This window comes from Arthrobacter sp. WCS2018Hpa-7, from assembly GCF_031843805.1.
In the GTDB taxonomy this organism is placed as follows: Bacteria; Actinomycetota; Actinomycetes; order Actinomycetales; family Micrococcaceae; genus Arthrobacter.
In genome coordinates this window covers 96,828-110,680 of record NZ_JAVTJB010000015.1, presented here as the reverse complement: position 1 = coordinate 110,680, position 13,853 = coordinate 96,828, and the positions used below count along the sequence as shown (strand labels likewise).

At 63.1% G+C, this 13,853-nt stretch carries 14 protein-coding genes, 1 tRNA gene and 1 riboswitch; of the genes, 4 read left to right on the top strand and 11 right to left on the bottom strand.

Annotation, left to right across the window (positions count from 1 at the left end; all coding sequences use genetic code 11):
- Positions 1-45 precede the first annotated feature (45 nt).
- Positions 46-233, top strand: a riboswitch (cyclic di-AMP (ydaO/yuaA leader).
- A 3-nt stretch (positions 234-236) separates the two neighbouring features.
- Positions 237-1,079, top strand: coding sequence for a hypothetical protein (locus tag RQH14_RS16100; protein WP_253466462.1), 843 nt, complete (start codon positions 237-239; stop codon positions 1,077-1,079).
- 170 nt (positions 1,080-1,249) lie between these two features.
- Positions 1,250-2,263, top strand: coding sequence for a glycosyltransferase family 2 protein (locus RQH14_RS16095; protein WP_311214173.1), 1,014 nt, complete (start codon positions 1,250-1,252; stop codon positions 2,261-2,263).
- Here the strand turns inward: RQH14_RS16095 and RQH14_RS16090 are convergent.
- Genes RQH14_RS16090 through upp form a run of 4 tightly spaced genes read right to left on the bottom strand, consistent with a single transcriptional unit; the run spans position 2,260 to position 5,507 of the window.
- On the bottom strand, positions 2,260-3,651 hold the full coding sequence (locus tag RQH14_RS16090; RefSeq protein ID WP_311214172.1) for an aminotransferase class V-fold PLP-dependent enzyme: 1,392 nt from the start codon (positions 3,649-3,651) through the stop codon (positions 2,260-2,262). The two genes, RQH14_RS16095 and RQH14_RS16090, sit on opposite strands and share 4 nt — an antisense overlap.
- Before the next feature lie 53 nt (positions 3,652-3,704).
- A complete protein-coding gene (locus tag RQH14_RS16085) occupies positions 3,705-4,388 on the bottom strand; it encodes an HAD-IA family hydrolase (RefSeq protein WP_311214171.1) in 684 nt (227 codons plus the stop codon).
- Between the two features lie 45 nt (positions 4,389-4,433).
- Positions 4,434-4,811 carry a VOC family protein gene (locus tag RQH14_RS16080; RefSeq protein WP_253466454.1) on the bottom strand — a complete coding sequence of 126 codons (378 nt, stop codon included), beginning with the start codon at positions 4,809-4,811 and terminating at the stop codon, positions 4,434-4,436.
- A gap of 60 nt (positions 4,812-4,871) precedes the next feature.
- Complete coding sequence (gene upp / locus RQH14_RS16075; RefSeq protein WP_311214170.1) at positions 4,872-5,507, bottom strand: uracil phosphoribosyltransferase; 636 nt, start codon at positions 5,505-5,507, stop codon at positions 4,872-4,874.
- 22 nt (positions 5,508-5,529) lie between these two features.
- Here upp and RQH14_RS16070 point away from each other — a divergent pair, with 22 nt between their 5' ends.
- Positions 5,530-6,042 (top strand): nucleoside deaminase, encoded by a 513-nt coding sequence (locus tag RQH14_RS16070; RefSeq protein ID WP_311214169.1) that lies wholly within the window; start codon positions 5,530-5,532, stop codon positions 6,040-6,042.
- Here the strand turns inward: RQH14_RS16070 and RQH14_RS16065 are convergent.
- Genes RQH14_RS16065 through RQH14_RS16055 form a run of 3 tightly spaced genes read right to left on the bottom strand, consistent with a single transcriptional unit; the run spans position 6,039 to position 8,456 of the window.
- On the bottom strand, positions 6,039-7,040 hold the full coding sequence (locus RQH14_RS16065) for a glycosyltransferase family 4 protein (protein WP_311214168.1): 1,002 nt from the start codon (positions 7,038-7,040) through the stop codon (positions 6,039-6,041). The genes RQH14_RS16070 and RQH14_RS16065 overlap by 4 nt on opposite strands.
- A complete protein-coding gene (locus RQH14_RS16060; protein WP_311214167.1) occupies positions 7,041-7,439 on the bottom strand; it encodes a 6-carboxytetrahydropterin synthase in 399 nt (132 codons plus the stop codon).
- A gap of 3 nt (positions 7,440-7,442) precedes the next feature.
- Positions 7,443-8,456, bottom strand: a complete 1,014-nt coding sequence (locus RQH14_RS16055) for a zinc-binding alcohol dehydrogenase (protein ID WP_311214166.1) — start codon at positions 8,454-8,456, stop codon at positions 7,443-7,445.
- Between the two features lie 138 nt (positions 8,457-8,594).
- Here RQH14_RS16055 and RQH14_RS16050 point away from each other — a divergent pair.
- A tRNA-Ser gene (locus tag RQH14_RS16050) sits at positions 8,595-8,684 on the top strand.
- A 160-nt stretch (positions 8,685-8,844) separates the two neighbouring features.
- Here the strand turns inward: RQH14_RS16050 and RQH14_RS16045 are convergent.
- The 4 genes from RQH14_RS16045 to RQH14_RS16030 form a co-directional block, all read right to left on the bottom strand.
- Entirely contained in the window at positions 8,845-9,102 is a 258-nt protein-coding gene (locus RQH14_RS16045; protein ID WP_231343308.1) for a hypothetical protein, read from the bottom strand.
- Between the two features lie 297 nt (positions 9,103-9,399).
- The gene (locus RQH14_RS16040; RefSeq protein WP_311214165.1) at positions 9,400-9,960 is read right to left on the bottom strand and encodes a DUF805 domain-containing protein; all 561 of its coding nucleotides are present in this window, start codon (positions 9,958-9,960) and stop codon (positions 9,400-9,402) included.
- A gap of 263 nt (positions 9,961-10,223) precedes the next feature.
- Complete coding sequence (locus RQH14_RS16035) at positions 10,224-10,598, bottom strand: hypothetical protein (RefSeq protein WP_311214164.1); 375 nt, start codon at positions 10,596-10,598, stop codon at positions 10,224-10,226.
- A 728-nt stretch (positions 10,599-11,326) separates the two neighbouring features.
- Positions 11,327-13,849, bottom strand: coding sequence for an RHS repeat-associated core domain-containing protein (locus RQH14_RS16030; RefSeq protein ID WP_311214163.1), 2,523 nt, complete (start codon positions 13,847-13,849; stop codon positions 11,327-11,329).
- Positions 13,850-13,853: the final 4 nt, after the last annotated feature.

The window sequence follows — 13,853 nt, the reverse complement described above, 5'->3', positions numbered from 1 at the left end:
TTCCTCCTGTACCGTCGAAAGGGTGGGTCGCCCCAACTGACCCGCATCCGGGATGCGCCGAGCTCTGCCACTTCCCGGAGTCCGTTCTTACTCCGAGGCAGAGACGGGGGACCCAGAGTCTCCGGGCCCAGGCATTTATGCCGGACCCTTGGGGTGAAGCCGCAGCGTGATGCGCGGCCGGATGACCTCATCCGAACCCGACAGCTAACTCCGCAGGCGCTGAGAGGTAATCACACATGTCTGAATTCAATGATCAGACGCGCCCTTCCGCGCGTCACCGCGATGAGCACAACGCACCGTTGACCAAGTCGCAGGCTGTCCTCAAGAACGCTGCCCGCCAGGGTAAGTCCGGCCACCGCATGTCGGTTGTTGCCGGTGTTGTAGCCGCTGCGCTGGGCGTTGCATCGCTCGGTACTGCTGCCAACGCCGCCCTGACCCTCCCCGAGGTAAGCCGCGTTGCAGAGACCCAGGCGAATGCCCAGGTCAGCAACAACAAGACAGCTGAAATCTCCGCTTCCTTGGATGCAGCCGCCGCAAAGGGCGCCGCTGACAGGGCTGCCGTGGACAAGGCCGCTGCCGAAAAGGCTGCAGCCGAGAAGGCCGCAGCGGACCAAGCCGCTGCTGAAAAAGCAGCCGCCGAGAAGGCCGCAGCCGACCAAGCCGCTGCTGAGAAGGCCGCCGCTGACGCTGCAGCCAAGCAAGCCGCCGACGCCGCTGCTGCCGCCGCCGCTGCCGAGGCCGCAGCTGCGGCCGCCGCCCCGAAGGCCGTGGACGACCCCGCCGCCGCCAAGGCCTACGCTGCCAGCATCCTTGGCAACTACGGCTGGAGCGCCAGCGAAATGACTGCGCTGAACACCCTGTGGGAGAAGGAATCCAACTGGAAGACCACCGCCACCAACGCTTCCAGCGGTGCTTACGGCATTGTCCAGTCGCTGCCGGCTACCAAAATGGCAACCGCGGGTGCTGACTGGCAGACCAACTACCAGACCCAGATCAAGTGGGGCCTGAACTACATCAAGGAACGCTACGGATCCCCGTCGGCCGCCCTGGGCTTCCACCTGGCAAACAACTGGTACTAAGCCAGACTGCTTGATCACCGCGCCGGTTCCCGCCGTTCGCACCAGTACCCACTGGAGCGGATGGCGGGAAACGGCGCGGTTTTCGCGTTTCACAGGTGCCGTCCATGGTTCACAGTGGGGTCACAGCTTCCACCTAAAGCCCTCTTAATCGGCGGGCCCATTCTGGAAACATGACGCTCACAGACCCATCTACCAGCGCTCCACCACGACGGTTCCCCTCGGCGCGCTTCGGTGGCGCGGCGTTAAGCACCACACAGCAGGGCCTTGCCCAAGCTGGGCCACAAACCCGATGCTCCCCCATTGACACCCGCGCTGCCGTCCCGGTCCTGGACGTCACCCTTCCCGTGTTCAATGAGGAAGACCGCCTGGAACAGAACCTGCGCAGGCTGCACGGACACCTTACAGACTCATTTCCGCATTCCTTCCGGATCACGGTGGCGGACAACTGCAGCACAGACAAAACCCTGAGGATCGCCGAGCGCTTGGCCCGCGAACTGCCTGAACTGACAGTGGTTCGATTCCAGCAAAGGGGTCGCGGGAACGCACTCCGCCATGTCTGGCAGTTCTCGCCATCACCTGTGCTCGCCTATATGGAAGCAGACCTTTCCACGGACTTGTCGGCCCTTGCTCCCCTTCTGGCACCGTTGCTCTCGGGCCATTCGGATCTCGCCGTCGGCACGCGGCTGGCACGGAGTTCGCAGGCGACCCGCAGTCCCCAGCGCGGATTCATCTCCCGCAGCTACAACTTCCTGCTGCACGTGGTTCTTGGGGCACGCTTTTCCGACGCCCAGTGCGGGTTCAAGGCCGTCCGCGCCGACGTCGCGCACCGCATCCTTCCACACACGACGGACGACGGCTGGTTCTTCGACACCGAACTCCTGGTGATCGCCGAACGCTGTGGTTTGCGCGTTCACGAAGTCCCCGTTGACTGGACCGACGATCCCACCTCAAGTGTCGACGTCGTACGCACCGCGCTTGCCGACCTGCGCGGCGTAGCGCGCCTGGGACGCGAACTGGGCAGGGGGCGGGTTCCTTTCACGGAGCTCCGCCGGGACATCGGCCGCATGCCTCCACCCACGGCGGCGTCCGCGGTGACAGGGCTGGTGGGACGTTTAGTTGGCTGGGCCGCGGCATCCGCTGCCGTGGTGTTCGTCGTCCTCCACGCGGCCCACGTGGTGGGCTAGGACTCCGGTTCAGCCTGCACCGCGCCGCGAACCGCGGCGATGGACGCAGCAACATCCCCTGCGTCCGTGGTCCAGTTACTCACCGAAATCCTGAGGATTTCGCGGCCACGCCACGAGGACCCGGACATCCACACCGCGCCCTCGGCCATCAACCGTTGCGTCACCCTGTGCGTCCGGTCATCACTGCCAAAGCTCACCGAGACCTGCGTGAACACGACGTCGTTGAGCACCTCGACTCCCGGGATCGCGGCGAGTCCTTCGGCCAAGGCACGGGCATTTGCAGCGAGCCGCTCCACCATGGAGATCACCCCGTTGCGGCCCAGTTGCCTCAGGGCTGCCCACACAGGGATGCCCCGGGCACGGCGGGACATTTCCGGGACCTTTTCGAAAGGATCCCCCGGTCCGGCATCCGTGGCAATGAGGTAACTCGTGTGGACACTGAAAGCACGCCTCAAAGCTTCCGGGCGGGCGACGATTGCCAAACCACAGTCATAGGGGACGTTCAAGGTCTTATGGGCGTCCGTGGCCCAGGAATCTGCTTCTTCCACTCCGGCCAGGCGGGCCCGCAGCGTCGGGCTGACGGCCGCCCACAAACCGAAGGCACCATCCACGTGCACCCAGGCTTCACGATCATGGGCCACCGCAATGGCTTCCTCCATGGGATCAAAGGCGCCGGAATGCAGATTACCCGCCTGCAGGCAGACCAGCGACGGTCCGGGTTGCTGGTCCATGGCCTCGGCAAGCGCGTCGGGGAGAATGCGTCCTTCCTCGTCGGCGTCTACGGGGACGCACGCCCCCAAGCCGAGATACCGCAACGCCAGATCCACTGCAGCGTGGCGCTCCCTGCCTGCAAAGGTAGTGATGCGAGGGGCGCCGGTCAGCCCCAGGGCCTCCAAGTCCCAGCCCGCCTCGTCCATCAGATACTGCCGCCCTGCCGCCAGCCCCACGAAATTAGCGGTGGTGGCGCCTGTGGTGAATCCGACGTCGGCACTTGCCGGAAGGTGGAGAAGGTCCAGCAGCCACGCGGCGGCAGACTCCTCGATGGCGGCCGCCGCCGGTGTGGCGAATCGAAGCCCCGCGTTTTGGTCCCACGCCGAAACAAGCCAATCTGCGGCCATGGCTGCGGGCAGGGTTCCGCCCATGACCCACCCAAAGAACCGTCCGGACTGGATTGCCATCAAGCCCGGCTCAGCCAGCGCTGCCAACTCATCAACTACCTCGGCTGAATCGGTGGCCCCGTCAGGCAGGCGCGGCAGGATGCTCTTGGCTACCTGATCGGCATCGGAGGACGGACGGACTGAACGTGTTGGGACCGACGCAAGCCAGTCACCGGCGTGGGCCATGGCCCGCTCCAGTGCAGCACCGTACGCCTCCGGCATCGCAGACATGGGCACAGCCTACGCCCGGTTTATCGCGTGGAACAGTCTTTAACCCGGCGGCACTAGAGGGTCAGCGTGAGGAGGTGCCCGCCGTCGTCGTCCTTCACAGCGGTGACCGTCACGGCCGAGTAGTCCGGAATCCGCCACATGCCCGGCTCCAGCTCCGCATTGTGCCTGGCAGCGGCCTTGCCCACCACAACAGTCCGCATCCCCGCGGCGCGCGCAGCAGCGATCCCGGCAGGCGCATCTTCGAAAACCACGACGTCGGCCGGGTCGGCTCCCAGGAGCGCCGCCGCCTTGAGATAGCCCTCCGGATGCGGCTTGCCGCGGGTGACGGACTCCGCGGTGACAGCGGTGGACGGCATGGTGAGCCCGGCCGCCTGCATGCGGATATCGGCAAGGATGCGGTCTGCTGAGGTGACCAAGGCGATGGCATCATCAGGAAGGCCTGCCAGCAATGCTTCGGCACCGGGGAGCGCGATCACACCTTCTGTCCGGGCACGCTCCATCTCGCCAAGTTCGGCCGTCAAGGCTGCGAAGTCGGCTCCCGCGGGAGCGTAGCGGCGCACGGTGTCGCCGGCTTGGACGCCGTGGGACGTGCGCAGGATTTCGTTGAAATCCAGTCCGTAACGCTCGGCGAACTCAAGCCACACCTGCTCGACCACCGCCGTCGAGTCCACCAGTGTTCCGTCCATGTCGAAGAGGACGGCGCGGACAGTCAGCACGGGTGCGGCAGGATGGCTCATGGTTCCATCCTGCCGCACGCTCATGGGGTGGTGCTGAAGTGTGACTTAGCCGTTGGGCCGCTGCGGGAGGTACTGCACCGCCCATTTGTTGCCGTCAGGGTCAGCGAAGTAGACGAAGTGGCCCCAGTCCTGGATGTCGATGTCGCTCACGTCCACACCATTGGCCTTGAGTTGCTCGTGCGCTTTGTTGATGTCCGCCACCACCACTTGGAGGCTGGGAGCTGTACCGGGAGGGGCATCGCTGAGCCCCTCCCCGATGGCGATGGAACACGCCGAACCCGGAGGAGTCAGTTGCACGAAGCGTATGCCGTCCATGGGACGCTCATCGAAATCGGCGTTGAAACCAACCTTGTTGACGTAGAAGTCCTTCGCACGATCGACGTCGGAGACAGGGACAAATACCAGTTCAAGTTTCCAGTCCATGCGCCACAGGCTAACGGTCTGGTTTGGAAACCGGTAGGGGTCAATCGTTCCGTGTGAAGATTAGCCGGCCACGCCGTAGAGGCGGTCGCCAGCGTCACCCAAGCCTGGCACAATGTACGACTTCTCGTTGAGCTTCTCGTCAATCGATGCGAGGACGATCTTCACATTGGCGTCCGCGAGTTCCTCTTCCAGCTTCGCCAAGCCCTCAGGGGCAGCCAACAGGCAGATGCACGTGACGTCAGAGGCGCCGCGCTTGAAGAGGAACTTGATGGCCTCGCGCAGGGTGCCGCCGGTAGCAAGCATGGGATCCAGGACAAAGATCTGACGGCCGGTGAGGTCCTCGGGGAGGCGCTCGGCGTACGTGATGATGTCCAGGGTTTCTTCGTCGCGGGCCATGCCCAGGAAGCCAACCTCAGCGGTGGGGACCAGCTTGGTCATGCCCTCGAGCATGCCGAGGCCTGCACGCAGGATGGGGACCACCAGCGGCGTGGGTTTGGTGAAAGCCGTGCCGATGGTCTTGGTGACAGGGGTCGCGATCTCCACTGGCTGCGTCTTGACCTCACGGGTGGCTTCATAAGCCAGGAGGGTGACGAGTTCTTCAGTGAGTTGCCGGAAGACCGGTGAAGGGGTGTTCTTATCCCGCAGAACGGTGAGCTTGTGAGCGACCAGCGGGTGGTCCACGACGAGTGTGCGCATCCCCCAAAACTATCATTGAGACATGAGCGCCACCGAGCCGTATCACGCAGACCACCTGGCCTGGATGGGCCTTGCCCTGGACGAGGCCCGGTTGGCGCTGAAAACGGACGACGTACCTATTGGCGCTGTCGTCTTGGGGCCCGACGGCGGTGTGCTGGGTTCCGGACGCAACGAACGTGAGGCGCAGGGGGACCCGACCGCCCATGCGGAGGTGGTGGCCATCCGGCAGGCGGCTGCTTCTCTGCGGGAGCGCGCTCAGGCTGCGGGTGGCTCGGGTGACGGTTGGCGGCTTGAGGACTGCACCCTGGTGGTGACCCTTGAGCCGTGCCCCATGTGTGCCGGTGCCATTGTCCTGGCGCGTATGCCCCGTGTGGTTTTTGGCGCGTGGGACGAGAAGGCGGGAGCCGCGGGATCTGTGTTCGATATCCTCCGCGAACGCAGGCTCAACCACTGGGTGGAGGTCTACGCGGGCGTCCGTGAAGAGGAATGCGCGGCGCTTCTCAGGGAGTTCTTCGCCTCGCATCGGATGCCCTAGTTCGGCGGACTTTGGAGGGCCCTCAGTACCGTAACGGCCGTGGTGTCCCAGCCGGGGAGGTGCTCGCGGGTGTGGAGTGCATTGCTGCGCCAGCCCTCTTGCAGGCCGGGATCGGTAAGCCAATGACGGAGAGTTTTGGCTGGTTCGTCTCCGGTGGCAACGTCCAGCGCAGCACCTGCTCCTGTGTCACCCATCGCTTCGACAGCGCCGGTCCCCTGCCGCACAATCACAGGAACGCCATGGGCCAGCGATTCCGTGACCACCATGCCAAAGGACTCTGATCGGGAAAGAAGGACGCTGAGGTCAGCTTGGTGCCACTGGTCTTCGAGGGCGTTGCCGCTCAACTCGCCCGTAATGCTGATGCGGTCCTCAAGCCTGTAATGCTCGACGGCGGCCCGCACCTCTGCGGCGTACGCCGGGTCAGCGTGCTCCGAGCCGATGAGGGCGGCCTCCCACTCGAGGTCTTGCAGGTTGGCGAGGGCTTCGACCAGGAGTGTCTGACTCTTGTTCGGCAGCAGTGCGGCCACGGCTACGATGCGCGGTGGCTGCGATCCTTGCGCGGGGTTTGCTTTGTCGGCCCCCGGCAAGGCGATGATAATGTTCTGCGGGCCGTGCCTCGTCTCGAGCTCAGCCGCGGAGTGCGAACTGGGGCAGATGATTCCGGTTGCGGCGGCCAGCGATTTGGCTTCAATCTCAGGGTGGTCCGCCAACGCCATGTGGGACAGGATCCACACCCTGGTTCCTTTACCCACAGCGCCGGCGATCATTTCCGGCGCCCCGCTCGCCACCAAGCCGTCGGCAATCACCGTTGTGCCGCCGTCGAGCATGCCAGCCAACCGCTGCCTGTCCGCCGGGCCCCCAACCGGCCAGTCGCCGTCGACCCTTACAGTCTCGATTTCCGCGCCCAGAACGGTCAGATGCTCGGCGAGCTTGGCGTTGTACTTGTTGCCGCCGGAGCCGTGCCTGACGTTCCCCGGGACAAGGAAGCGGATGCGCACCTACTTGACCGGGAGCTCCAGCGAATAGCCGGCCCAGGCGTCAGGGTTTTCGCGGAGGACGACGTCGATGCCGCTGAGGGCCGGTCCGTCGGTGGTGTCCCGGATCCGGGTGGCCATGGCGTCGGCGATGTGCTTGGCCAGGGCCTCCGTGGTGGAGAGCTTGCCCTTGAACGCCGGGTGCTCATCGAGGTTCTTGTAGTTCAGGTCCTTCAGGATTTCCTCAAGGATGCCGCCCGCTGCGCCAATGTCCAGAACGATTGCGTCGTCATTGAGATCCGGGCGGCGGAAACTGACTTCGGCCACAAACGTTGCACCATGAAGGCCCTGGGCCGGGCCGAACGCTTCGCGGGGAAGGCTGTGGGCGATCATGAAGTGGCGTCGGACGGTCAGGCTGAACATGTACTAATCCTCCGGGGTGGGATAGGCGACCACGTGGCAGAAACCGCCGGGCCGTTCGAACAATTTAACGAGTGTGGTGGGCAGGTTCCGGAACTGGCATTCGCTGGTCAGGAACGCGTCGAACAGCGGGTCTTTCAGTTCTCTTGCCGCTTGCTCGAGTCGTTGGGCGTTGGTGCGTCGGTGCCGTCGCGGGAGGGCCACTGCGCCCACTTGGCTGGAACGGATGTTCAGGCGGCGGGCATGGAAATCCTCGCCGAGCGGCAGGGTAACTTCCTTATCGGCGAACCAGGAAAGCTCGATGACGTCGGAGTCATCGCCGGCCAGTTGCAGACTCAACTTGAGGCCGTCGTTGGAGGCGGAGCAGTGGAAGACGATGTCGTTGTCATCCTTGGCTTCCTCTGGTTCGGCGAATTCGATGTTGATGGTGTCCGCCAGCTTTCGCTTCTCCGGATCCGCGTCAACCAACTGCAGGCGACCCAGCGGATACTTCCGCAGGAGCGTCGCCAGGACGCCACCCACCAAACCACCCCCGACGACGGCGACACGGTCACCCAGCCTCGGTCCGGCTTCCCAGAGGGCATTGATGGCGACCTCAACGATTCCAGTGAGCACCGCGCGGCGGGCAGGGACGTCCTCGGGGATTGCGGTGAGCTGGCTGGTGGGGATCACGTAAAAGTCCTGATGGGGGTGCAGGCTGAAGACAGTTTTTCCTACCCATTCCTCCGGTCCTTGTTCCACAATGCCGACGTTCAGGTAGCCGTACTTCACCGGGCCCGGGAAGTCGCCCTCCTGGTGCGGGGCCTGCATCAGGTCAGCCACCCGCTCCGGTACGCGGCCTTCGTGGACCACGCGCTCAGTGCCCCGGCTGACGCCTGAGTACAGGGTCCTGACGAGGGCTTCGCCTTCCTGCCTTGCCGGCAGGGCTTCCTGGCGCAGCTCACCATCGCCCGTCTCAGTGACCCAATAGGCGTGGGCTTCGTGCCCTTGTTTCCGTTCGTGTTCCTGCGAAATCGTCATGATGCTTACGAATCTATCGGTGCGGGGCTGCGGACGGAAGTTGGCGTGGGTTGAAGGGTGCGCCACCTGCTTTTTGGGGAGGGACCAGAGGGGCTCGTTTTGGGGAACGGGGCCAATCTCGGGTAGCCTATTTCAGTTGGTGACGTGTCCGAGCGGCCGAAGGTGCAACACTCGAAATGTTGTTTGGTGTAAAAGCCAACGTGGGTTCAAATCCCACCGTCACCGCCAATGAGAAAGGCCCTGCTTCCCTTTGTTTATGAGGGAGACGGGGCCTTTTCTTATGTCTGTATCGAAGCACCGAGACTTCCAGGTCCTCATGCGGTACCCGAGTGACGACCTGCACGGTGGAGACGTCCCGATAGTCAGCGATCAGCTCACGCGCCACATCTCAGGTGGTCGGCGGAACCCCTTGCGTCCTGTTGATGCGGAGGAAAGCGATCTCCCTACCCATCATGAATCCGATGGCCGACACAGGGACGCTTACCAGAGCGAGGCCCTGCCACGGGGCGGGCAACAAGAGGAGTAGCCCCACTTCCAGCACAATCAGTACATATATGGCCCACGATGGACCTTTGACGCCGCTCAGGACGCCCACAGCGGCACTCGCCAGCAAGCCCAGCCCCACAACCAGAAAGGACGATGCCATCTCTTGGTGGGGCCGGTATCCGATTAACACCGCAACCAAAACCGTTAGCAGGACCGCTGGGATTAGCATCCTCAGCCAAAACTCACGAAGCGCGCTAGCACTATTCGGTCGCCGTTGACGATGGTTGTCCACTAGCTGCCCTCCAAAGTCGACTTCCCGCAGCCCAGTACATGGCCCCGCACACGCTCAGTCCCATCCAGCGCGTGCAGACCCTCTTTAGCCGCCCGCTGGGCATCCGCCACCAGGCCCGCAAGGAGCGCCCCGACTTCCACCAGCCCCCCTCTGATGCCCCGCCCGTCACCGGGGGTCGAAGCGCCGACCTTCCGTCTTGGACGGCATAAGCGCCAAAATCAAAACAGCCAGTCCACCGACCATCGGAACAAGCCCAACGAACGCAAGCGGACCCGCAAGATTTGCATCATGCAAACGCCGCCAAAGCAACGACAGCTGCGGCACCACAATGGCCAGCCCCAGAACAACGACGAGAATGAAACCTACCACCATGAGACTTCCAGTCGGGGCGTTCACAATACCAGGAGCGGCCTCATAGAACACTTCTTTCCCGGTGGCCGGATCGAAACCCATGGACTGCACATTAGGGTTCTGCTGAGCCCAGGCAGTACTGGCCACGAACCCGATCGTCATCACGAGGTATGGGACCACCATGACCAGGAAAACGAAAAGCTGACTCCACCAGAACTCACTCCGCGAGGCGCGACCAGCGAACTTCGCATACTTGGCAAAGAACCGCTTCACCGACTTACCAAACGATGCTCCATATAGAGGACCAGCCAGCTCGTCCGAACCCGTAACCTCCGCAACGCCTCCGCCTGCAGGTTCAACAGTCTTCATATCCATCTGTCTTCATGTCCTTCCCAGAAACCATCTATAGAAACCAACAAACAACTATCTTCCAAACGCAATCGTTCTGCGCCGCAATAATCTCATCCGTAGAAGATAATATGCATGAGCAAAACTAAAAAAGCACTGATCAGAAGTCGAAACCTCACGCACCCAGAATCGAATACTTTCTTCCATTAGACCTCCCCGCGAACGCTGCACTTTACGGCAGCTCAAGCAACTTGGGGCATTCAACACAAATCACAGTCACCAACTCAATGCTAACGACGTTCGCCGGCAGTCAGTGTCAGGCCAATCAATAGACCGGCTGCTGCACCCGCCCATAACGAACCGTAAGCGACTACGATGACCGGCACAACATGGGAGAGTCCGGCGACAGCCAAGCTTCCTCCTATGATTACAACCCCAAAAGCAACCGCGGAAACAAAATTTGATTTCAAGTAAGTCAACCCGCCCACACATAATACGGCGACCGCAGAAACCACAATGTTTGCCACCCAGACGGAAAGCCCAAACTCCGGCGCTCTTCTAATACATGTAATTAGAACCAGAACACCTGGAAATAGAACCCCCAACCAGTAGTACCATTCGGGGGCTACCCGTTTCGTTGGCACATACGCCTTTTTCTTCGACACTAATTTAGTTCACTTCCACGACTCGTCAACAACGGCATTTGTGCTCAAACCCCTCGCTCCTTCAATACTTCAGCACTCATCCTGCTGCGGCGAGGCCGCCGCGGGATGAGCCGTCGTTGCTTTCAGGTCCGCGTCGTTCAGGGGCCCGCAACCCGGTCGGGTCAGGAGTGCTGAGGGGATTGTTCCCGGCGTAGCAATAGAGGCAGACTCAGCAGCGCGCCCCATGCCAAACCCGGAAAGCGACCTCAACGAGATGTCGCCTCCACCCAAGACCGGAAAATTCACGCCACCACAGAACGGAAAGAAATTCTAAGTTCCGAAGTAACCGCCTGCAGTAAGGATGGACTGACCCATAACCCACTGGCCAGCAAGACATGCCATGATCATGGCTGTTCCTAGAATGTAGGTCCCGACGCGAGATCCCTTTCGCATCCGGTGCGCATCAGGCTTTCTACCGGACCGCCAAAAGAGGAAGAGCACAAGAAACACAATGAGCATGGCCATCTGCATTGGAATCCCATTGCCAGAGCGATCAAACCTTCCGTCGTAGGGCATTCGCGTATCCCAAGGGACGTGAGTGAAAACAAACACTGCAATACCTACACAAAGCAATGCGACAATCACGCAAAGTATGTCTATATATCTACAGGCTTTCCTTCCCAATCGCAGATCTTCATCCGTGAAATCATCCTTTGCCCCCGAATTCCCCTTTGCACCATTCTCATCATCTACCACAGTGGCGCCCCTGTTCCTTGCTTTACAACTTCATTGCCCACAAATTTCACGCTTTCAACGATAGCCCCGGCATGCGCTCCGCCGTAGGCTGCCATGCTGTGAGTCATCCAGCCTGGATTGGGACTCAGTTCCGCGGCCCCTGGGAAGCGTGTAAGCACCCCCCCTCCCAGTCCGTCATAGACCATCTCCGCGGCTCCGTAGCCCTCACCACGAATCGCATGATCAACGGAGCCGCCAGCGAGTGATCCTCCCGCGCCGACACCGTATTGAACGAATGACGAGAACCGACCTGTCAGCGGTTGGGCTAAATAGCCCGCTTGGGAGCCAATGGCTCCACTGACGATACCGCCACCTGCAGCTCCAAGGACGCCCTCGGGTTTCCACTCGTTCGGTGATCGCTGTACAAGGTACATGCCTGTGTTGCCTAGTCCCCCCGATATCCCATTCGTCAGTGCCGCCCGGCCCATCTGCTGGGCCGACAACTGCGACAAGTAACTCCCCGCACCGGCACTGACACGGGACACTCCCGCAGTGACCGCAGTCCCAACACGCGAACCCACAGCCGACACAGCAGATCCTGCCCTGGCCGCACCCGACGCAACCACGGAGCCCGCACGGCCCATCGCAGGAAGCAACTGCGTACTCACCGCCGTACCAGCCCGACCGAGCCCTGCCGTCACAACGCTGCTGACCTTCCCAGCCAACGGCCCTGCAACCACGCCAACGGCACCCGTCAAAGCCACCTGCCCCCAATTGACCGAACCGGTGGTTGCTTTCTGGATGATCGTGTCAGCACCCGCACCGATCAAGGCCAAACCAACCGGCCCACCAACACCGGTAGCCATCAACACACCACCAGCGATCACCATCGCACCACCAGCCAAATACTCCCAGTTGTCTCCGAGCCAGTCTCCGGTGGCGGCGAGGGCGCCGCGGGAGGAGCCGTCGTAGGCTTTCAGGTCGTCGTCGGTGAGGGGTCGCAGGCCAGTGGGGTCGGTGGTGTTGAGTGGGTTGTTCCCGGCGTAGGAGTAGGGGTTCCCGTCCCAGCCCGCTCCCAGGACCGGGGCGAGAGGATCGGTAGAGAGGAATCCCCGGGTAGCCGGGTCGTAAGCGCGTTTGCCGAGCCATTCGAGCCCGGCGATGTCGATCCCGCCACCAGCGGTCAGGCCGATACCGGCAGGCAACACACCACCGAACCCAGCAGCGGAACCAACTCCTGTACTGGTTGGTGTGGGGCTGCCCGGGTTGGGGGTGGTGGGGGTGCCGAGGACGGCCCAGGGATCGTGCTGGTCAGTCGGTCGGGCGGCACGCCACCCCGGCGCGGTCCACGCCTCGCCGATGCCGGTGACCCCGCCGGGCAAGGACACCACCTGGGTGGTGTTGACACCGGCGAGGGTCGGCACGGGTGCTGCGGTGTCCCACCACAACCGTGTCCCGTCCACGGTGGCGAGTTCACCGAGCGCGTCGACGTGGAGCCGGTGCCGGTTTCGTTCGGCCCCGTCCGGGTCCTTTTCGATGGTGCCGGTGAGGTAGCCGGTAGGGCCCCAGGCGTATTCGGTCCAGGACCCGTCCGCCCCGATCACCCGCACCCGCCGACCCAACCCGTCATACACGTACTCAGTCCGGGCACCGTCAGGGTCCGTGAGCGCGAGGAGCTGGCCCGCGGCGTCGTAGCTGTAGGTTCGCGTCCCGGTGGGGGTGGTTTCGCGGAGCAGCCGCCCGCCGGCGTCGTACTCCCACCCCATCACCGAAGCCGCAGCCGACGCGTTGTGGCTGTCGGTGGTGGTGGCCGAAACCATTTGCCCGGCAGTGTCGTACCCGTACCGGGTCACTGCCCCGTTCCGGGACAGGCCGGTAATCCGGCCGCCGTCCTCACGACCGATCAACGTCACATCAGCAGTGCCCGGAGGGTTGGTGCCGTTGTCGGCGGTGGTGGTGCGGGTGTGCTCGCTGAGGTTCCCTCCCCGGTACACCCATTCCTGCACCAGGTCCCCCGCGGTGGCGGTGGTGATCCGCCCGGAGGGGTCGTGGGTGAAGGCCGCGTCCCCGAGCAACGGGTTGGAGACCTTCACGACCCGGCCCGCGGCGTCGCGGGTATAGCGGGTGGTGGTGCCGGTGGGGTCAGTGAACGCGGTCCGGTTCCCGTCACCGTCATACTCCCACCCCAACGCCTGCCTCCCGGTCCCGGTCCCGTTGCCGTTGGACCTTCGGGTGAGGAGTCCGCGCCGGTCAAAGCACAACTCGTGCTCCACCGCATACCCCGCCCCGCCGGTATGGTCGGTGATGACCGCCCGCCGGCCGGCAAGGTCACGGGTGATGGCGGCGATCAGGGCACCGTCCACCGAGGTGGACGCTTCCCGGCCCGCGGCGTCGTAGGCCCAGGTGGTGGTGTGCCCGTCCGGGTCCGTCTGCGAGAGCTGCCGCCCGGCCGGGTCATACGTGGCCGTGGTGACACGGCCGAGCGGGTCCGTCACCGAATCAACCTGGTCCGTGGCCGTATACGTCCGGGTGGTCACCCCA